The sequence below is a fragment of the Burkholderia sp. MS455 genome (assembly GCF_016899445.1).
Classification (GTDB): Bacteria; Pseudomonadota; Gammaproteobacteria; order Burkholderiales; family Burkholderiaceae; genus Burkholderia; species Burkholderia pyrrocinia_C.
This window is the reverse complement of record NZ_CP041778.1, coordinates 649,549-668,534: the sequence shown is the minus strand read 5'-3', so window position 1 is coordinate 668,534 and position 18,986 is coordinate 649,549. Positions and strand designations below refer to the sequence as shown.

The 18,986-nt window shown below is 66.3% G+C and carries 20 protein-coding genes and 1 pseudogene; 12 read left to right on the top strand and 9 right to left on the bottom strand.

Annotated features, from left to right (window positions below; all coding sequences use genetic code 11):
- Positions 1-3 precede the first annotated feature (3 nt).
- The 3 genes from andAd to FPJ27_RS07495 all read right to left on the bottom strand — a co-directional run bounded on the left by andAd (position 4) and on the right by FPJ27_RS07495 (position 1,979).
- Entirely contained in the window at positions 4-480 is a 477-nt protein-coding gene (andAd, locus tag FPJ27_RS07505; protein WP_014900133.1) for an anthranilate 1,2-dioxygenase small subunit AndAd, read from the bottom strand.
- A gap of 14 nt (positions 481-494) precedes the next feature.
- Entirely contained in the window at positions 495-1,766 is a 1,272-nt protein-coding gene (gene andAc, locus FPJ27_RS07500) for an anthranilate 1,2-dioxygenase large subunit AndAc (RefSeq protein ID WP_204422508.1), read from the bottom strand.
- Positions 1,767-1,835: 69 nt separating this feature from the next.
- The gene (locus tag FPJ27_RS07495) at positions 1,836-1,979 is read right to left on the bottom strand and encodes a hypothetical protein (RefSeq protein ID WP_175958602.1); all 144 of its coding nucleotides are present in this window, start codon (positions 1,977-1,979) and stop codon (positions 1,836-1,838) included.
- Here FPJ27_RS07495 and andR point away from each other — a divergent pair.
- Positions 1,978-2,937 carry an anthranilate 1,2-dioxygenase regulatory protein AndR gene (andR, locus tag FPJ27_RS07490; RefSeq protein ID WP_204422507.1) on the top strand — a complete coding sequence of 320 codons (960 nt, stop codon included), beginning with the start codon at positions 1,978-1,980 and terminating at the stop codon, positions 2,935-2,937. The genes FPJ27_RS07495 and andR overlap by 2 nt on opposite strands.
- A 144-nt stretch (positions 2,938-3,081) precedes the next feature.
- On the opposite strand, the gene FPJ27_RS07485 is transcribed toward andR, so the two are convergent.
- On the bottom strand, positions 3,082-3,972 hold the full coding sequence (locus FPJ27_RS07485; protein WP_175958600.1) for a LysR family transcriptional regulator: 891 nt from the start codon (positions 3,970-3,972) through the stop codon (positions 3,082-3,084).
- A gap of 91 nt (positions 3,973-4,063) precedes the next feature.
- On the opposite strand from FPJ27_RS07485, the gene FPJ27_RS07480 reads away from it, so the two are divergent.
- The 4 genes and pseudogenes from FPJ27_RS07480 to FPJ27_RS07465 form a co-directional block, all read left to right on the top strand.
- Positions 4,064-5,197, top strand: coding sequence for a muconate/chloromuconate family cycloisomerase (locus FPJ27_RS07480; protein ID WP_072439277.1), 1,134 nt, complete (start codon positions 4,064-4,066; stop codon positions 5,195-5,197).
- Between the two features lie 32 nt (positions 5,198-5,229).
- Positions 5,230-6,132: a catechol 1,2-dioxygenase gene (catA, locus tag FPJ27_RS07475; RefSeq protein WP_175917621.1), complete on the top strand. Its 903-nt coding sequence runs from the start codon at positions 5,230-5,232 to the stop codon at positions 6,130-6,132.
- 43 nt (positions 6,133-6,175) lie between these two features.
- Positions 6,176-6,466 (top strand): muconolactone Delta-isomerase, encoded by a 291-nt coding sequence (catC, locus tag FPJ27_RS07470; RefSeq protein WP_072439273.1) that lies wholly within the window; start codon positions 6,176-6,178, stop codon positions 6,464-6,466.
- Positions 6,467-6,545: 79 nt separating this feature from the next.
- Positions 6,546-6,632 (top strand): annotated as a pseudogene (locus FPJ27_RS07465) (type VI secretion system baseplate subunit TssE); the annotation flags it as partial.
- A 10-nt stretch (positions 6,633-6,642) separates the two neighbouring features.
- Here FPJ27_RS07465 and FPJ27_RS07460 read toward each other — a convergent pair.
- Positions 6,643-7,428, bottom strand: a complete 786-nt coding sequence (locus FPJ27_RS07460) for an NAD(P)H-dependent oxidoreductase (protein ID WP_204422506.1) — start codon at positions 7,426-7,428, stop codon at positions 6,643-6,645.
- 86 nt (positions 7,429-7,514) lie between these two features.
- On the opposite strand from FPJ27_RS07460, the gene FPJ27_RS07455 reads away from it, so the two are divergent.
- A complete protein-coding gene (locus FPJ27_RS07455; RefSeq protein WP_204422505.1) occupies positions 7,515-8,408 on the top strand; it encodes a LysR family transcriptional regulator in 894 nt (297 codons plus the stop codon).
- Between the two features lie 216 nt (positions 8,409-8,624).
- A complete protein-coding gene (locus tag FPJ27_RS07450; protein ID WP_204422504.1) occupies positions 8,625-9,035 on the top strand; it encodes a DUF2471 family protein in 411 nt (136 codons plus the stop codon).
- 63 nt (positions 9,036-9,098) lie between these two features.
- On the opposite strand, the gene FPJ27_RS07445 is transcribed toward FPJ27_RS07450, so the two are convergent.
- Positions 9,099-11,132, bottom strand: coding sequence for an NADPH-dependent 2,4-dienoyl-CoA reductase (locus FPJ27_RS07445; protein WP_204422503.1), 2,034 nt, complete (start codon positions 11,130-11,132; stop codon positions 9,099-9,101).
- A 74-nt stretch (positions 11,133-11,206) separates the two neighbouring features.
- Between FPJ27_RS07445 and FPJ27_RS07440 the strand changes: the two genes are divergently transcribed.
- Positions 11,207-12,289, top strand: a complete 1,083-nt coding sequence (locus tag FPJ27_RS07440; protein ID WP_204422502.1) for an AraC family transcriptional regulator — start codon at positions 11,207-11,209, stop codon at positions 12,287-12,289.
- Between the two features lie 24 nt (positions 12,290-12,313).
- Here the strand turns inward: FPJ27_RS07440 and FPJ27_RS07435 are convergent, their stop codons facing one another.
- The 3 genes from FPJ27_RS07435 to FPJ27_RS07425 form a co-directional block, all read right to left on the bottom strand.
- A complete protein-coding gene (locus tag FPJ27_RS07435; RefSeq protein WP_204422501.1) occupies positions 12,314-12,763 on the bottom strand; it encodes a DUF126 domain-containing protein in 450 nt (149 codons plus the stop codon).
- A complete protein-coding gene (locus tag FPJ27_RS07430; RefSeq protein WP_204422500.1) occupies positions 12,756-14,003 on the bottom strand; it encodes an aconitase X in 1,248 nt (415 codons plus the stop codon). The genes FPJ27_RS07435 and FPJ27_RS07430 overlap by 8 nt, the downstream gene beginning before the upstream one ends.
- Before the next feature lie 224 nt (positions 14,004-14,227).
- On the bottom strand, positions 14,228-14,656 hold the full coding sequence (locus tag FPJ27_RS07425) for a MarR family winged helix-turn-helix transcriptional regulator (RefSeq protein ID WP_204422499.1): 429 nt from the start codon (positions 14,654-14,656) through the stop codon (positions 14,228-14,230).
- A gap of 105 nt (positions 14,657-14,761) precedes the next feature.
- On the opposite strand from FPJ27_RS07425, the gene FPJ27_RS07420 reads away from it, so the two are divergent.
- From FPJ27_RS07420 to FPJ27_RS07405, 4 genes are all read left to right on the top strand, one after another.
- Positions 14,762-15,682, top strand: a complete 921-nt coding sequence (locus tag FPJ27_RS07420) for a LysR family transcriptional regulator (protein WP_072439220.1) — start codon at positions 14,762-14,764, stop codon at positions 15,680-15,682.
- A gap of 107 nt (positions 15,683-15,789) precedes the next feature.
- Positions 15,790-16,221, top strand: a complete 432-nt coding sequence (locus FPJ27_RS07415) for a MarR family winged helix-turn-helix transcriptional regulator (RefSeq protein WP_204422498.1) — start codon at positions 15,790-15,792, stop codon at positions 16,219-16,221.
- A gap of 67 nt (positions 16,222-16,288) precedes the next feature.
- The gene (locus FPJ27_RS07410) at positions 16,289-17,383 is read left to right on the top strand and encodes an HlyD family secretion protein (RefSeq protein WP_204422497.1); all 1,095 of its coding nucleotides are present in this window, start codon (positions 16,289-16,291) and stop codon (positions 17,381-17,383) included.
- 13 nt (positions 17,384-17,396) lie between these two features.
- Positions 17,397-18,971 (top strand): DHA2 family efflux MFS transporter permease subunit, encoded by a 1,575-nt coding sequence (locus tag FPJ27_RS07405; protein ID WP_204422496.1) that lies wholly within the window; start codon positions 17,397-17,399, stop codon positions 18,969-18,971.
- Positions 18,972-18,986 lie beyond the last annotated feature (15 nt).

Below are 18,986 nucleotides of genomic sequence, written 5' to 3'. Positions count from 1 at the left end.
TCGTCAGATCGGGGTTGCGAGCAGCGTCTGCACGCGCGACGTGTCGTAGATCACGCGCTTGGTCTTGTAGCGCAGCCCGTCGGGCGTGCGCACGACCGTGTCGTAGTACTTGCCGGCCTGGTACACGTTCGACTCGCCGTTGCTGCGCGTCTGCACGACGACGTAGTTGCTCTCGGTGTCGATCTCGCCGTCGCGTTCGGCGACGATCGTCAGGCCCGACGTCATGTGCCGGTACGTGTGCTCTTCAAAGATGTTCGCGTGCCGCAGCGACACCACGCGGTCGCGCAGCATCCGCTGGTTCGTGCAGTGGACGATCCCGACCGGCAGCCCGAGATCCGCGTTCTCCTTCGGCACGATTTCGTATGTGCAGTCCTCGGTGAACATTTCCGGCCAGTGTTCGAGCCGGTCGTTGTCGAGGTGCCCGATGTAGCGGTTCTGGAGCATGTAAATCTCGAACCACGTCTTCATGTCTTCCGTCATTTCTCGCTCCCGCTTCAATAGCCCATCAGCTTCTGGTAGCCGACCCAGAACTTGCGGATCAGGCTTTCGGTGATCACCGTGTCCTGCTGGTCCGGATTGCCGCGCGACATCTCGATCACCGACGTCGCATCGCCATCGCGCACCGTGCCGCGCTGCACGAGCTCGGTCGCCTCCGTATCCTCCATCGAGATATAGCCGGCCGGCCCGACGAGGTTCGCCTGCTTGATGCGCAGCGCGCGCAGCTCGGGCGTGTCGTCCGCATAGCCGAAGAAATGGAAGATCAGCTCGAAGTTGTCGGGGCCCTTCGGCAGGATCTGTCGCGCGACCAGCGTGTTGTGGATCTGCTGGATCACGAGCTGCGGGAAGATCGGCTGGATATGGTTCGTGCAGTCCTCGTCGAATTCCGATACGAGATCGAGGATCGATTCGTCTTCGAGGTGGAAGCCCTCGTCGAACGAACGGATGTTCTGCTGCTTGTACGCGGCCGACGTGTCGTCGTTCGTCTTCGTCACCGTGATGATGCTGTGCAGCCCGTGGTTCGCGTCCGGAATCGAACGCGCCTTCATCCCGACGCGGAAGATGTTGAAGGTCGTATGGAACAGGTGCAGCATGCTCGCGTGATACGGGTCCTTCACGTTCTCCATGTACAGCTTCCAGTTCGACTTCGAATACTGGCGCGTGCAGCCGAGATACTCGATCGGCTTGTGGAAGATCCGGTCGATCCACGGGCGCATCTGCTCGCCGAGGTAGTCGGGCAGCGGCATCACGTCATCGCTGAAGGTCGCGAACACCAGCCCGCGATAGCTGTCGACGCGCAGCTTGCGCAGCCCGTGCTGCTTCGGATCGAAATCCGCCGGCATCCCGGTCATCCCCTTCTGGCCGCGCCGGAACGGCACGCCGAGCAGGTTGCCCGTGTTGTCGAAGCTCCACTGGTGATACACGCACGTGTGCGAGGTCGCGTTGCCGCGCGACTTGCGGCACACCTGCGCGCCGCGGTGCGCGCAGCGGTTCACCCATGCGGCGAGCGTGCCGTCCTCGGCGCGTGTGACGACCACCGGCGTGTCGCCGACGAACGTGCTCTTGAAGTCGCCGGCGTTCGGGATTTCCGCTTCCAGCGCGACGAAGTTCCACGTCGGCCCGCGGAAGATGCGTTCCTGCTCGCGGTCGTAGACGGCACGCGAGCTGAACACCTTGTACGGCACGCGCGAGCCGTCGTCGTGCGGAAAGCTCACGTCGGATGCGTCGTCGCGCGCGGCGAACACGACGGGCGATTCTGTCTGCTCCATGTCGGACTCCTGGTCGTTCCGTTTCATTAATAAGATGGAGTCCATTTTTGAAAAGCTAATATTCGCCGTCTATCCGGAAAGTGCGATTGCGGCGATGCAATATCCACTTTCGGCGGATTTCTGAGCTAGCATGGCGGCACACACGATGCGGCACTTGATCGAGACCCATTCGTCGGATCGAAGCGCGCCGTCCACAATCAGGCTGATGCCCATGTCCCCAACGTCGTTCGAGCCGCTCGCGCTGCGCGCGCACCGGCTGTTCGAATCCCGCGATCTCGACGAGACGCGCGAGCGGATCTCGCGCGTGATGCAGCCGCACGCGCTGCTGCCGAACGGCCGCGTGCACGGCGCGTCGCACATGGATTTCGTCAAGCTCGGCGGGCTCGGGATCGGCACGATCGCGTTCGGCGACGCGATGCGCGTGCAGGTGGACGCGGTCGACGGCTATTACCTGCTGATGTTCTGCCTGTCCGGCCAGGCCGAGGTGCGCGCGATGGGGCGGCAGCTCGGCGTCGACGGCCAGACCGGCGTACTGTGCGCGCCCGGCGAACGCTTCGACGCGGTGCTGTCCGCCGATTGCGAGCAGTTCGTGCTGCGCATCGACGCGGCGACCGTCGGCTCGCTGACCGGCAACCCGCGCGCAACGCTCGACCCCGTGCTGCACATCAGCGACGCCGCGCTCGCCGCGTGGCGCCAGCAACTGATGCTCGTCGCGCGTTCGCCCGAACTGCTCGAACGCGCGAACGCGAGCCCGCGCGTCGCGTCGCAGCTCGAGCACCTGCTGATCGACCTGCTGATCGAAGGCCACCCGCCGTCCGTGCTGCACGCGTCGCACCGCGATCCGGCGCCGGGCTTCGTGCGGCGCGCGCAGGACTTCGTGAACGCGCATTACGCGCAGCCGCTGCAGCTCGCCGATATCGTCCGCGCCGCCAACGTGCCGGAACGGACGCTGCGCGACGCGTTCCTGCAGTTCCGCGGGATGAGCCCGATGCAATACCTGCGCGCGACGCGGCTCGGCCATGCGCGCGAGCTGCTGCGCGGTGCGGCGTCCGGCCGGCGGATTGCCGATGTCGCGCTCGATTGCGGGTTTACCCACCTCGGGCGGTTCGCGATCGCGTACCGGGAGAAGTTCGGAGAATCGCCGTCGGAGACGCTCGACGGGAAACGGTGACGACGTATCCGCCGCCGCACCCGGCAGCTTGCAACCGGCAACGGCTTCACGCGGGACGGCGCGGCACCGCGATGCCCTCTCCGCATTTGCCTGCGCACGTCGAAACAGACCGTTAGTTGCGGTTTATAAAACCAGCGACGACCGTTACCCCGCCGGCGCGAACATCTCCCGCGCGATCGCGCAGAACGCGGCCGTCGCCGCGCTTTCGCCGTGCAGCCGGCGGCTCATGATGATCGGCGACGTCGCCGCCGGCTCCGGCAGCCGCCGGTAGACGACACCTCTCACGCGCACACCTTCCACGCTCTCCGGCACCAGCGACACGCCGACCTGCGCGGCGACGAGCCCGAGCGCCGTCTGCAATTCGCGCACCTCATGGACGGCCGCCGGCACCAGCCCGCCGTCGCGCAATGCGGACAACTGCTGATCGGCGAAGCTCGGGCGCGGCGTGCTCGGATAGACGATCAGCGTCTCGTTCGCGATATCAGCGAGCGCGAGCGGCCGGTCGGGGTCGGCAAGCGGATGCCCGGCCGGCAGCGCCGCGATCAGCTTTTCCTCGATCAGCGCCTCGCGCACGAGTTGGTCGTCGTCGAAACGCAGTCGGCCGAACCCCACGTCGATCCGCCCGCCCTTCAGCGCGCCGAGCTGCTCCAGCGTGAACATTTCGATCAGCGACAGTTCGACGTCCGGTTGCGCCTCGCGAAACGCGCGGATCACGTCCGGCAGCGCGCCGTACAGCGTCGACGGCACGAAGCCGATCACGATCCGCTCCGACAGTTGCGCGAGCCGCCGCGTCAGCGGGCCGAGCTCGTCGGCCTGATCGACGAGGCGCTTCGCCTGCGTATAGAACACGCGCCCGGCGTCCGTCAGCTTCAGCGGCCGCGCGCCGCGTTCGAACAACGGTAATCCGATCTCGTCCTCGATCGCCTGAAGCTGGCGGCTCAGCGGCGGCTGCGTCATGTGCAGCCGCTCGGCAGCCCGCGTGATGTTCATTTCCTCGGCGACGGCGATGAAGTAGCGGAGCTGGCGCAATTCCATTTCATGCCTCAAAGGTATGGAAGTAGTCGGAAAGAGTGTTGGACGACGCGGGGCGGGAATTCCTACCATGTGCACCAACAAGAGGAATCGCATGATAGCAACTGCCGCCACCATCGAACGCATCGAGACGCTGCTCGTCGACGTGCCGACGATCAGGCCCCACAAATTGTCGGTCGCCACGATGAATTGCCAGACCCTCGTATTGGTCCGAGTTCGATGCACGGACGGTATCGAAGGCGTCGGCGAGGCGACGACCATCGGCGGCCTCGCGTACGGCGAGGAGAGCCCCGAAAGCATCAAGGTCAACATCGACACCTACTTCGCGCCGCTGCTGCAGGGCATGGACGCGACGCGCCCGGGCGCCGCGATGGCACGGGCGCGCAAGCTGTTCCAGGGCAACCGCTTCGCGAAGTGCGCGATCGAAACCGCGCTGTTCGACGCGCAGGCGCGGCGTCTCGGCGTGCCGCTGTCCGAACTGTTCGGCGGCCGCAGGACCGATGCGGTGGACGTCGCATGGACGCTCGCGAGCGGCGACACGCAGCGCGACATCGCGGAAGCCGAAGCAATGCTCGAAGCGCGCCGCCATCGTGCATTCAAGCTGAAGATCGGCTCGAACGCGGTCGATGACGACGTCGCGCACGTGGTCGCGATCAAACGCGCGCTCGGCGAGCGCGGCGACGTGCGGGTCGACGTGAACCAGGCGTGGAGCGAAACCGACGCGATCCGGGCCGGCGCACGGTTCGCGGAAGCCGGCGTGAGCCTGGTCGAGCAGCCGATCGCCGCGACCAACCGCGCGGGGCTGAAACGCCTCACGCAGCTCGCGCAGGTTCCGATCATGGCCGACGAGGCGCTGCATGGCCCCGTCGATGCGTTCGCGCTCGCGCAGGATCGCGCGGCCGACGTGTTCGCGGTGAAGATCGCGCAATCGGGTGGCCTGCAGGGCGCGGCGAGCGTCGCGTCGATCGCGGCGGCCGCCGGCATCGAACTGTATGGCGGCACGATGCTCGAGGGCGCGGCCGGCACGATGGCGTCCGCGCAGTTGTTCAGCACGTTCGACTCGCTGAAATGGGGCACCGAGCTGTTCGGCCCGCTGCTGCTCACCGAGGAAATCCTCGTCGAGCCGCTGCGCTACCAGGATTTCAAGCTGCACCTGCCGGCGACGCCCGGCCTCGGCATCACCTTCGACTGGGCCCGCATCGAACGGATGCGACGCGACGCCCGCTGATCCCCACACGACAACCGAAACCGGAGACACAGATGAACAAGCAAGCCATCGACGCCCTGCTGAAGACCTTCGACGACGCCGCCGAGAAGCCCGGCAACCCGCGCGTGCGCGCGATCGTCAACCGGATCGTGAAGGACATCTGCTACACGATCGAGGACTTCGACGTGCAGCCGAGCGAGTTCTGGACAGCCCTCAACTACCTGAACGAAGCCGGCCGCGAATTCGGGCTGATCGCCGCGGGCCTCGGCCTCGAGCGCTTCCTCGACGTGCGGATGGACGAGGCCGAGGAAAAGGCCGGCATCCAGGGCGGCACGCCACGCACGATCGAAGGGCCGCTGTATGTCGCCGGTGCGCCGGAATCGGTCGGCCATGCGCGCCTCGACGACGGCACCGACCCGGGCCAGACGCTCATCATGCGCGGCCAGGTGCTCGGCAACGATGGCGCGCCGATCGCGAACGCACTGGTCGAGGTATGGCACGCGAACCATCTCGGCAACTATTCGTACTTCGATCAATCGCAGCCCGCATTCAACCTGCGCCGCTCGATCCGCACCGATGCCGAAGGCCGCTACAGCTTCCGCAGCGTGCTGCCGGTCGGCTACAGCGTGCCGCCGGGCAGCAAGACCGAGCAGCTGCTTGACCAGCTCGGTCGCCACGGCCATCGCCCGGCGCACATTCACTTCTTCGTTTCGGCGGACGGTTATCGTAAGCTGACGACGCAGATCAACATCGAAGGCGATCCGCACATCTGGGACGACTTCGCATTCGCGACCCGCGAAGGGCTGATCCCGAAGATCAAGCAGGCCGAAGGCGCGGAAGGCAAGCCGTACGGTGTCGACGGGCAGTTCGCGCTGATCGACTTCGATTTCTCGCTGCTCAAGGAAAAGCAGGACGTGCCGGCGAGCGAAGTCGAGCGTGCCCGCGCGCAGGCCTGAGCGGCCTTCCCGTTCGACGAATCGATAACGCAAGGAGTGCAGGATGCTGTTTCATGTGGAAATGACGGTCCGTCTGCCGGCGGACATGGATCCGGTCAAGGCGGCGACGCTGAAGGCGGAAGAGAAGGCGATGTGCCAGCGGCTGATGAACGAAGGGATCTGGCGGCATCTGTGGCGGATCGCGGGGCGGTACGCGAACGTCAGTATTTTCGATGTCGAGAGCGTGCAGCAACTGCATGATTTGCTCAGCCAGTTGCCGCTGTTTCCGTATATGGAGATGGAAGTGCGGGCGCTGTGCCGACATCCGTCTTCGGTGCGGGAAGACGATCGGTAAACGAGCGTGAAGGATGTCGGCGACGGCATCCTTCACTAATTCGTTCCGCTCCTTGCTTGCCGCGCGGATTCAGCTCGTTGTGAAGAGCGCCGGGCTCGTGCGCTTCGGCACCTACTTCGAGCCGCCGGGCCGCCTGCGCGTCGAACGACGCATCGATCGGTCATGACCACGCCCAATCAATGCCCGTGCGCGAGATGCGCCGCAAACCCCGCCTTCCCCGGCGCGATCTCCTCCTTCAGCGTCAACGCCGGAATCTCATAATCGCCTGCATTCTGCCGCCGGAACGGAATCGGCTGCGCAGTCCACAGATCGTCGAGACGCCTGCCGAGCGCCGCGCGCGTTTCCTCGAAACGCGCGTCGTTCATCTTTCCCGTCCGGTAGATCACGAACGGCGGCAGCACATCGAAACCCGGGTAATACAGAATCCCGTGATGAATCGGGAACAGCACGTCGTCGATCGGCCCGTTGATGCCGCGCGGGCTGTAGTGCGATTCCCAGCCGCCGGTCGTCACGATCACCATCGCCCGCTTGCCCGCCAGCGAGCCCTCGCCGTAACGGTCGCCCCAGTGCTTGTCGGAATGCTCGCCGACGCCGTATGCGAAACCGTACGCATACACGCGCTCGACCCAGCCCTTCATGATCGCCGGCATCGAGAACCACCACAGCGGAAACTGCAGGATCACCGCATCGGCCCACTTCAGCTTGTCCTGTTCGCGCGCGATATCGTCGCGTTGCGTGCCCGTCTCGAATGCATGCTTCGAGTCGAGCGCAGGATCGAAGCGCGCATCGGGCGCGCGATCGGTCACGTCGCTCGCATCGAACGCCGCCTTCCAGTTCATCGCATACAGGTCGGTCACCTGCACGGTGTGGCCGGCCGCTTCGAGATGCTCGACGGCAAAGTCGCGCAGCGCGCCGTTCAGCGAACGCGGTTCGGGATGGGCATAAACGATCAGCACATTCATGTTCGTCACTCCGTTGATTGAATGACTGCAGAATGCCCCCGCCGAAGGTATATTTGAAATGAATTCCTGATATTCCAGGTATAGCCATGAATAATCTCAGGCGACTCGATCTGAACCTGCTGGTCACGCTGGACGTGCTGCTCGCCGAGCACAACGTCACGCGCGCGGCCGAAAGGCTGAACATGTCGCAACCGTCAGTGAGCGTGCAGTTGCAGAAACTGCGCGACCTGTTCGGCGATCCGCTGCTGCTGCCGGGGCCGCGCGGAATGCGGCCGACCGCGCGCGCGGAAGCGCTGCGCGAGCCGCTGCGGGATGCGCTCGAAGCCGTCGAACGCGCGGTGGTTCCGGCCACGCCATTCGATCCCGCGACCGCGACGAACACGTGGCGCGTGGCCGCGACCGACTACGGCGAATCGACGATCGTGCTGCCCGCGCTGAACACGCTGCGGGCGGCCGCGCCCGGTACGCGGCTCGCCGTCGTCGAGCTCGTGCCGCCGCGCATCGAGCAGGATGCCGAGCGAAACGGCATCGACCTGGCCTTTCATACGACCGAGGGGTCGCCGCCAGGCATGCGGCGCCTGCCGCTGTTCGTCGAGCGTTACGTGCTCATCGGCCGAGCCGGGCATCCGAAGCTGAAGCGGCGCCCCACGCTCGCGCAGTTCGGCACGCTCGAACACGTGATCGTGTCGCCCGACGGCGGCGGCTTCTTCGGCGTGACGGACGAAGCGCTCGCGAAGCTCGGTGCCACGCGGCGCGTCGTGCTGTCCGTGCCGCATTTCCTGTTCGTGATGTCGGCCGTCGCCAGCACCGATCTCGTCGCGATGCTGCCCGAGCGGCTGGTGCGCGACGTGCCCGCGCTGCGCGTCGTGGAAGCGCCGGTCGAGGTGCCCGGCTATGAAATGTCGATGCTGTGGCACGAGCGCGTGCATCGCGATCCCGCGCATCGGTGGCTGCGGGAGACCATCGCGGAATCGGTATAAGCCGAATGCGGCCCACGGAATCGGCGCGACAACGAGCGGGCAGCGCTCGCACACCGGCCTCTATCGGCTTCCCGTCATCCGCCCCCTGCCCGCGCCGGCAAGATTCTTCATCCGGGACTTGAAACCGCCTCGAACACTGTATATATTTACAGTGCTTTTGCACCATTTGACCCGAATTCCGTCATCCACAGACGGACGGACTTTTGTGAGGCGACCATGTTCCAGTCATCCGCATTCGATCCCGAGCAACCCGGTTTCAACCCGATCCACTTCGAGCGCGCCGCGCGGCAGGCGGTCGTCGATCTTCAACGCGTCGTCGGCGCCCCCGCGCAGCGGGCGCTCGGCCTGCGGCGGCGCAGCCATCCGGCAGCGGTTCGCACGATGAGCTGGCAGGCGCTGTTGAATGTCGAGGAGCTTGCGTTCTCGAACGCAGGCTTCCTGAACCGCCACGATCCGACCGTCATCGATGCGTTCATCCGGCTGCGCGACAGCCGAATGATCGCGGCGGACATCGAGGAAGCCGTCGACTGGAAGCGCGACGACGACGATCTACCCGCCGTCTATCTGATCGTCAAGGCGATGCTCGAAGCGGAAGAGGCAGAGACGCAGCGCGTCGAGATGGACTGACGCCGGCGCAAGCGACGAATCCCGGGGCAGCGCACGCCATCGCGGCCACGCGCCGCCGAGCAATCAGAGCCGCGCCGCGAGCCGCGCGCCCTGATCGATCGCGCGCTTCGCATCGAGTTCGGCGGCCAGTTCCGCGCCGCCGATCAGGTGCACCGAGCGCCCGGCCGCCTGCAGCGGCGCGAGCAACGCGCGCTGCGGCTCCTGCCCCGTGCAGAGCACGATCGTGTCGGCTTCGATTACTTCGTGATCGGTGCGCTGCTCGCCGTACGACACGTGCAGCCCGCGCGCATCGATCAGCTCGTAGTTCACACCACCGATCATCTTCACCTGCTTCATCTTCAGCGTCGCGCGGTGAATCCAGCCGGTCGTCTTGCCGAGCCCCTTGCCGAGCGGCGCGGCCTTGCGCTGCAGCAGCGTCACTTCACGCGCGGGCGCCGCGACCTGCGCCCGGGTCACACCGCCGCGCGTCGCGGCCGGGTCGGTCACGCCCCACTCGGCCTTCCACTCTCCCAGATCGAGCGCCGGCGACTCGCCCGCCTGCACCAGATACTCGGCGACATCGAAGCCGATCCCGCCCGCGCCGACCACCGCGACGCGCCGGCCGACCGGCTGCTTGCCGGCAAGCACGTCGATATAGCTGAGCACGTTCGGCCCGTCCTGCCCGGGAATCTTCGGGTCGCGCGGCGCGACGCCGGTCGCGAGCACGATCTCGTCGTAACCGCCCGCGATCAGGTCGCTCGCATCGACGCGGCGGTTCAGGTGCAAATTCACGCCGGTCAGCTCGACCTGGCGGCCGAAGTAGCGCAACGCTTCATGAAACTCCTCCTTGCCCGGAACCTGCTTCGCCATGTTGAACTGGCCGCCGATCTCGGCCGCGCCGTCGAACAGGTCGACCTGATGGCCGCGCTGTGCGAGCACGGTCGAGCACGCGAGCCCGGCCGGCCCCGCGCCGACCACCGCGATGCGCTTCGGCTGCTGCGCGGGCGTGTATTTCAGCTCCGTCTCGTGGCACGCACGCGGATTCAGCAGGCACGACGCGATCTTGTTCTTGAACGCGTGGTCGAGGCACGCCTGGTTGCAGCCGATGCAGGTGTTGATCTCGTCGGCGCGGCCCTGCGCGGCCTTGACGACGAACTCGGCATCCGCGAGCAGCGGGCGCGCCATCGACACCATGTCCGCGCAGCCATCTGCCAGGATCTGCTCGGCCACTTCCGGCCGGTTGATCCGGTTGGTCGTCACGAGCGGAATGCCGACCTCGCCCTTCATTTTCTTCGTCACCCACGCGAACGCGCCGCGCGGCACCGACGTCGCGATGGTCGGCACGCGCGCCTCGTGCCAGCCGATCCCCGTGTTGATGATCGTCGCACCCGCGCGCTCGACGGCCTTCGCGAGCTGCACGGTTTCGCTCCAGTCGCTGCCGTCCGGAATCAGGTCGAGCATCGACAGCCGGTAGATCAGGATGAAATCGCGGCCGACCGCTTCGCGCGTGCGCTCGATGATCTCGATCGGCAAGCGGATGCGGTTCTCGTACGACCCGCCCCACTGGTCGGTGCGCTTGTTCGTATGCATCGAGATGAACTGGTTGATCAGGTAACCCTCGGAGCCCATGATCTCGACGCCGTCGTAGCCGGCTTCGCGCGCGAGCTTCGCACAGCGGACGAATGCGCGAATCTGCCGCTCGACGCCGCCCGCGCTCAGTTCGTGCGGCGCGAACGGTGAAATCGGCGACTTGATCTTCGACGGCGCGACCGCGAACGGGTGGTAACCGTAGCGGCCTGTATGCAGGATCTGCAGTGCGATCTTGCCGTCCTCCGCATGCACGGCGCCGGTGATCTCGCGATGCCGCCGCGCGGCGGCCGACGTCATCAGCGTGCCGCCGAACGGCTTGGTCCAGCCGGCCACGTTCGGCGCGAAGCCGCCCGTCACGATCAGGCCGACGCCGCCGCGTGCGCGTTCGGCGAAATATTCGGCGAGCCGCGGCAGCGTCTTGCGGCTGTCCTCGAGGCCCGTGTGCATCGAACCCATCAGCACGCGGTTCTTCAGCGTCGTGAAGCCGAGATCGAGCGGCGCGAGCAGATGGGGAAAGGTGGTCGTCATGGTGATCCTGCCGGTAAGCGATGCCTGCATCGTAGGCGCGCGCCGCCTTGAACGTGAGGGGGCAAACAGCCATAATGCTTGTCATTTCCGGCCAAAATGACATGACCTCCCCACTCGCCAAGGACCGCCTCGGGCTGCGCCGGCCGACGATTCCGGTCGCCTATACGCGCCTGCTACTGCAGGCGCTGGCCGCGCGCGGCGTCGACCTGGCCGCCGTGCGTGCCGGCACGGGCCTGCGTGACGCGGTGCTGGCCGAACCGGACGCGCGCGTCGCGCCGTCGCAATGGGGGCGGCTCGTGCTCAATGCGATCGAGATCGGCGGCGATCCGGGCATCGGGCTCGCGTTCGGGCTGCTGCTGAAGCCGACCGTGCACGGCTTTCTCGGCTATGCGACGCTGACCGCGCGGGACATCCGCGAAGCGCTGTCCGTCACGCAACGCTACTTCCGGATGCGCAACCGCCAATACCGGCTGACCTATGCGGAAGACGAACGCGGCGCGACGCTCGAACTGCACGGCGTGCAGGCCAGCCCGGTGCTGCAGCATCACGTGATGTTCGAATTCGTGCTGACCGGACTCGCGCAGAACATCTCGCAATGGGCCGGGCGCGCGTCGCCGCCGATCGCGCTGCAATTCATGTGGCCGGAGCCCGCGTATTTCGCGCGCTATCGCGACCAGTTGCCGCCGGTCGAATTCGGCTGTGCGGCAAACGCGCTGTGGATTGCACGCGACGTGCTCGACTGGCCGCTGCCGCTCGCCGACGAAGTCGCGCACCGGCAGGCGCTCGTGCAAGTCGAGCGCGAGTATGCGCAGGTTCGGCAGGAGGAAGGCGACCTGGTCGAGCGCGTGCGGGCCGAGCTGGCGAAAGTAACCGGCGTTTATCCGGGGCCTGAAACACTCGCCGACGCGCTGCTCGTGTCGACGCGCACGCTGCGGCGCCGCCTGGAGGAAGCCGGTTCGAGCTATCGGCAATTGCTAGATGAAGCGCGGTTTCGCGACGCGAAGCAGTTGCTCGCCGCATCGGATCTCGACCTGAAGACGATCGCCGAGCGGCTGCAGTTTACCGATCCGGCGAATTTCACGCGCGCGTTCCGGCGCTGGGCCGGGCAAACGCCGAGTGCGTATCGGGAAGCGGCCGGCAGACCGTCACACGAGTAAATCGGCTGGCTGACACGCGACGCATCAACCTCCGACGTAAATCCGCGCGCCGCCGTCCCCGTCGCCCGCGTCGATCCGCACCTCGCCCGTTGCGGCGACGATCGCGTCATACACGTCATCGGTCACGCACACCACCGGCACCGCGATCGCATACAGCTCGGCGGCTACGATCGCGCCGATCGAGATGATCAGGTCGCGCTCCTTCAGCACGATCGCGACGGGCCCCGTGCCGTTGCGCACGGCTTCCGCGAGCACGCTGCTGCTCGAGCTCGAACCCTTCGCGTGCGGCATCACCATCACCTTGCCGGCGAGACTCGCGCCAGCCTGCGGATGCCCGAGATCGACGATCTTGCCGGCGCCCGAATCGTAGCCGCCCCAGAAGCTGAGCGGCTTGTCGAGCACGAACGCGCTCGCGCATGCGCTGCCCGGCACGAGCGTGTCGCCCGTCAGACCTTTGCCCGTCGCTTCAATCATCGAATCGCACCTTTCCTTCGTACGCCGAACGCACGCATTCGCGCATGCTGCCGTATGCGACCGTCACGCCGATGTTCGCGGGCGCATACGACGCCCATTTCCCCGAGTTGGTCATTACCAACCCCGACAGTTGCTTCATCACCGGCGTGATGTACGTGCAGGTATCGACGACGATCTGGATGCCGCGCGCGGCGAACTTGTCCGCGAGGCCGGCTTCGCCCAGCTCCCACAAAATGAAGCGGCTCGTGTTCACGTAGAAATCGCAGGCCGGCTTGCCGTCGAACGCGTCGAGCAACGCATCGAGCGTGCGGAATTCGGCCAGCGAAAAATGCGGCGTGCCGAGCGCCACCGCGACGAGCGCGTCGCCGGCCGCGCCGTGGTTCAGCGTGCGGCGAATCTCGTCGAGATCGGCCATCGCGACGTCGATCGTGCGTTGCGCCGCGCGGCCGTGCAAGGCGGCATCGAGCGTCGGCGCCTCGGGCGTCACGCCCACCGCATGGAACAGCGCGACGGCCCCGCTCGATGCGGCAGCCGCGCCGAGCGCCTTGAGTTCGTCTTCGGTAGTGTCCGCCGGCAGCCCGACGATCGCCGGCACGATCGCGCCCGCGATTTTGCCGACAGCCAAGCCGAGCGCGGCGAAATAGATATCGCGCGATGGCAGGCGGCTGAAGTCCGGCGCGTTGAACACGATCCGCGCGGCCCGGTTCGCTTCGACATGCAAACCCGCATACGGCGCGCGCCCGGTAATCGCGGCGGCCAGATCGAGAAAATCGCCGTACCGGCTCGTGCGCGCGCCGAGCACCGAGTTCGCGAACACGATCGCATTCGATTCGGCCCACGCGATCTGCTCGCCTTTCGCGGGACGGTTCTTCAACTGATACGGCGCACACGTGAAGCTCGATTCGCAGCCGAGCTGCAGATGCGCGTCCATCAGGCGCTGCGCATCGCGCTGGATCGTGCGGTCGCCGTGATACAGCTCGGGATGAATCAGGTCGAGCGACCCGACGTTCAAGGTGGTCGGCACCGCGACCTTCGCGCCCGTATCGACGAAATACTCGACGAAATCGAGACTGGTCTGGCCGTGATAAAGACAGCCGTCGATATGCGCGGACGTGATGTCGATCAGGTGCGGCGCGGACATCACTTCCGCCGTGCGTGCGACGATCCGCATCGCGCGCGCGACGCCGTCGCCGAAATCCCCGCGCAACATCGCGTCGTCGCGGTCGCTCAACTGCAGCATCGGTTGCTCCTCGTGACTCGTGCCGGCGGCGCCGGCCCGTGAAATCCGTCAGAGGACTCTACAACTGGAAATAAAAACTGTCCAGATCATCACCAATCCGGATAATTTAAAAACCAATTTTCGGTCATGGATGCCATGACTTCGCGCTTCGAACTCCGCTGAAGCGACCGATGGCTCGAATTCCGCTCCAGTTCGTCGCAACGCGCGAGCCACCTGCCGCCCACCTAGCGTTCCGCGGTCAGGCTGAACAGCTCATCGCGCAGCGCCTTCGCGCGCCCCTGGCCGAACTGCGTCTCGAATTCGTCCTGCGCGGCCTGCCATGCGACCAACGCCCGCGCGAACGTGCGCTCGCCGAGCTTCGTGAGGCTCAGCGCATGCGCGCGCGCATCGTGCTCGGACGCGGCCGTCGCGACCAAACCGTCGCGCTGCAGCGGCTTCAGCGCGCGCAGCAGCGTCGTGCGATCCATCACGAGCGTATCGGCGAGTTCGCTCATCAGCAGGCCGGGCCGCCGCGTCAGGTTCGCCATGATCGAAAACTGCGCGGGCGTGACGCCGACCGGGGCCAGATGGCGTTCGTACAGTTGCGTGACGAAGCGCGCCGCCTGACGCAGCGCGAGGCAGTTGCACGCTTGGGCAATCTGGTTGTCGTTCATGCTCCGCAATTTATATGTGCATATGCATAAAGTCAATGTACACTCCGCCGTAACGAGGCCGGCCGGACGCGTCCGGCGCCCCGCCATCGCGTCAAGGAGACGGACATGGACTACATCGACAAGCTGCGGATCTTCCGGTCGGTGGTCGAGATGCGCAGCTTCACGCGCGCCGCCGACATCCACGGTCTCGCGCGGCCGGTCGTGTCGCGTGCGGTCGCGGATCTGGAAGCGCGCTTCGGCAGCCGGCTGTTGCACCGGACCACGCGCCAGGTGTCACTGACCGAAACCGCCGAACGCATCTACGAGCGCTGCGCGGCCGTGCTCGACGAACTCGACGCGCTCGAAGCGGAAGCGCAGACGCAGACGCGCGAGCCCGAGGGCCTGCTGCGTCTCGTCGCGCATACGACGGCCGCGCTGAACCGGCTCGTGCCGCTGATCGCCGGCTTCAAGCGCGCGCATCCGAAGGTGCGCCTCGATGTCACGCTGACCGAGCGCCCCGTCGATCTCGTCGGCGAAGGCTACGACATCGGCATCGTCGTGCCTTACATGCTGACGAGCGAGACGACCGTCGTACGGCTGGTCGAGCGCATTCCGGTCGTGATCGTCGCGACGCCCGCGTATCTGGGCGCGCATTCGCGCCCCGAAACGCCGGCGGACCTGGCCGATCATCCGTTCGTGCCGATATCGCCGTCGCTGCGCCGGCCCGCGCTGTCGTTCCGCGTCGACGGCGACACGCTGACCGTGCCGTACCGCTTCGACATCTCGTCGAACAGCCCCGTCTTCAACCGCGAAATGGTGATGCACGACTTCGGCATCGGCGTCGTGCCGAGAACGCTCGTCGAAGCCGAACTCGCGTCGGGTGCGCTCGTGCAGTTGCTGGAGGGCGCCGATCTCGTCGACGCGTTCGTCGAGATCAAGCTCGCGTACGCGAACCGCGCGCTGCTGCCCGCGAAGGTGAAGGCATTCATCGACTACACGGCCGCCTATTGCGACCGCGTAGGCGGGATTGTTCCGGCGGCGGCCTGATCCGGCGCGCGAACGCGCCGGCGTGACGCCGATTGGTACAGCCACGACACCAATCTGATCCTGCTCCACCCATCGCTTCGTGGCGCCCCGCGCCCTAACATGTGCACATGCACAAGACCACGCTTATCGATGACGATTGCTTCGCGGTCCGGCAAGCCGCCCGCCGGATCTCGCAGTTCTACGAGCGTTACCTGTCGCAGGCGGGCGTCACGCCGTCGCAGTACAGCATTCTCGCGTTGCTGCGCGACCGGCCGCATCAGACGATGGCTGCGCTGTCGTCCGTATTGGTGATCGAGCGCACCGCGCTGCTGCGCGCGCTCAAGCCGCTCGTCGGCGCGGCGCTGGTGACGGGCCGGATCGAGCCGCCGCACCGCCGCCAGACGTTCGCGCTGACCGCGCACGGCGAAACGAAGATCGCCGATGCACACGTGCACTGGCTCGCCGCACAGGAAGCGTTCGAACGGCGATTCGGGCCGGCGCAGGCAGCCCGGCTGAGAGACGAATTGTTCCGGATCACGCACAACCTGCCGGAGCGCTAACCCCCCTTCCCCGATCGACGCGTTTGTCGTCGATCGTTTCAATAAGTGCATATACATAGGTGAATCGATGGAAACGACCCAAGAAGCCGCTGCCTCCCGCGAGGCAGCCACAATCGACCCGCCCGCGAAGCAGCGACGCCGCGTGCCGTGGATGCGCATCGCGGTGATCGCCGTCGTCGTCGTGGTGGCCGCGGCCGCGCTCGACTGGCTGTTCGTGCTGCGCTTCCAGGAAAGCACCGACGATGCGTATGTCGGCGGCGACGTAACGGTGCTCGCGCCGAAGGTCAACGGCTTCGTCGACCGGATTCTCGTGACCGACAACCAGCGCGTGAAGGCCGGCGACGTGCTCGTGCAGCTCGATGCGCGCGACTACGATGCGAAGCTCGCGCAGGCCAGCGCCGAAGTCGACAGCGCGCGCTCCGCCGTGACCGAACTCGAAGCAAAGCAGCAACTGCAATTCGCGGTGATCGGCCAGCACGCGGCAGACAAGAACGCATCGTCGGCCGAATTGACGCGCGCCGCATCGGACCGCGTGCGCTACCGCGAGCTCGTGAAATCCGACGCCGTGTCGAACCAGATCGTCGAGCGCGCGGACGCCGACTATTCGAAGGCAGGCGCGGCCGTCGACCGCAGCGACGCCGCGCTGCTCGCCTCGAAGCGGCAGCTCGACGTGCTCGGCGCGCAGCTCGCCGATGCGCGCGCCCGCGTGAACACCGCGCTCGCCGCGCAACGCGTCGCGGCGCTCAACGTCGAATACACGACGATCCGCTCGCCGGTCGACGGTTACGTCGGCAACCGCACGGGCCGCGTCGGCATGCTCGCGAACGTCGGCGTGCCGCTGCTGACGGTCGTGCCGGCTTCCGGGCTGTGGATCGACGCGAACTTCAAGGAAGACCAGCTTCGCAAGATGCGCGCGGGCGATCGCGTCGACGTGTCGCTCGATGCGTCGAGCACGCGCCTGCACGGCCGTGTCGACAGCGTCGCGCCCGCGACCGGCGCGACCTTCAGCGTGCTGCCGCCCGAGAACGCGACCGGCAACTTCACGAAGATCGTCCAGCGCGTGCCCGTGCGCGTGCATCTCGATCCGCAGCCGGGCCTCGAGCACGTGCTGCGCCCCGGCCTGTCCGCGGTCGTGACCGTGCATACCGACCACGCGAACTGAGCGGGAGCCGACCATGACCACCGCGTTTTCCGGCGACCCCGCGTCGCAACCGACCAGGCAGCGCGTATTCGCGTTCGCGCTGATGTGCGTCGGCTTCTTCATGGCGACGCTCGACATCCAGATCGTCGCGTCGTCGCTGCGCGACATCGGCGGCGGATTATCCGCGAGCCAGGACGAGCTGTCGTGGGTGCAGACGGCCTACCTGATCGCCGAGATCATCGTGATCCCGATGTCGGGCTGGCTGTCGAAGGTGATGTCGACGCGCTGGCTGTTCGTCGCGTCGGCCGTCGGCTTCACGATCACCAGCATGCTGTGCGGGCTCGCGTGGGACATCAACTCGATGATCCTGTTTCGCGGGTTGCAGGGCGCGCTCGGCGCCGCGATGATCCCGACCGTGTTCACCACCGCGTTCGTGCTGTTCCCCGGCAAGCAGCGGCTGATCGCATCGACGACCATCGGCGCACTCGCGTCGCTCGCGCCGGCGATCGGCCCCGTGATCGGCGGCTGGATCACCGACCAATGGTCGTGGCACTGGCTGTTCTACCTGAACCTCGTGCCGGGTATCGCCGTGGCCGCACTCGTGCCGCGCTACGTGCATATCGACGAACCCGACCTGAGCCTCATCAAGCGCGGCGACTATCTCGGCATCGCGCTGATGTCGGGCTTTCTCGGCTGTCTCGAATACGTGCTGGAAGAAGGCCCGCGCAAGAACTGGTTCGGCGACGATGCGATCGTCATCTGCGCATGGATCTCCGGCATCTGCGGCTTCCTGTTCATCGTGCATGCGCTGACCGCGGAAGATCCGATCGTCGACCTGCGCGCGCTCGCCGTGCGCAACTTCGGGATCGGCAGCCTGCTGTCGTTCGTCACCGGCATCGGGATCTTCGTGACCGTGTTCCTGACGCCGCTGTTTCTTGCGCAGGTGCGCGCGTTCAGCTCGCTGCAGATCGGCCTGGCGCTGCTGTCGGTCGGCGCGTTCCAGTTGGTCGCGCTTTGCGTGTATGCGTTCGCGGCGCGCTACTTCAGCATGCGCGCGCTGCTCGTGTTCGGGCTGATCTGCTTCGGCCTCGGCTGCTACCTGTACACGCCGATCACGCACGACTGGGGCTGGCGGGAACTGCTGCTGCCGCAGGCGCTGCGCGGCATCGGCCAGCAGTTCAGCGTGCCGCCGATCGTGACGATGGCGCTCGGTTCGCTGCCGCAGTCGCGGCTTAAATCGGCGAGCGGGCTGTTCAACCTGATGCGCAATCTCGGCGGTGCGATCGGTATCGCGGTGAGCGCGACGATGCTCAACGACCGGCTGAACTTCCACTACCTGCGCCTGAACGAGCACGTGAGCGCCGGCGAGCCGCAGATCGCGTCGCTGCTCGATCGTCAGGCCGCGTACTGGACGGCTGTTGCCGGCGATACGCTGAATACCGCGCAGGCGGGGCTTGCGAACCTGCATCGGCTGATTTATCGCGAAGCGCTGACGCTCACCTATGCGGATGCGTACTACGCGCTGTCGCTGTGTTTCGTCGTCGCGCTGCTTGCCGTCGTGTTTTCCAAACCCATTACGTTGAACGCGCCGCCGCCGGACGCGCACTAAGGCTGAGGCCATCAT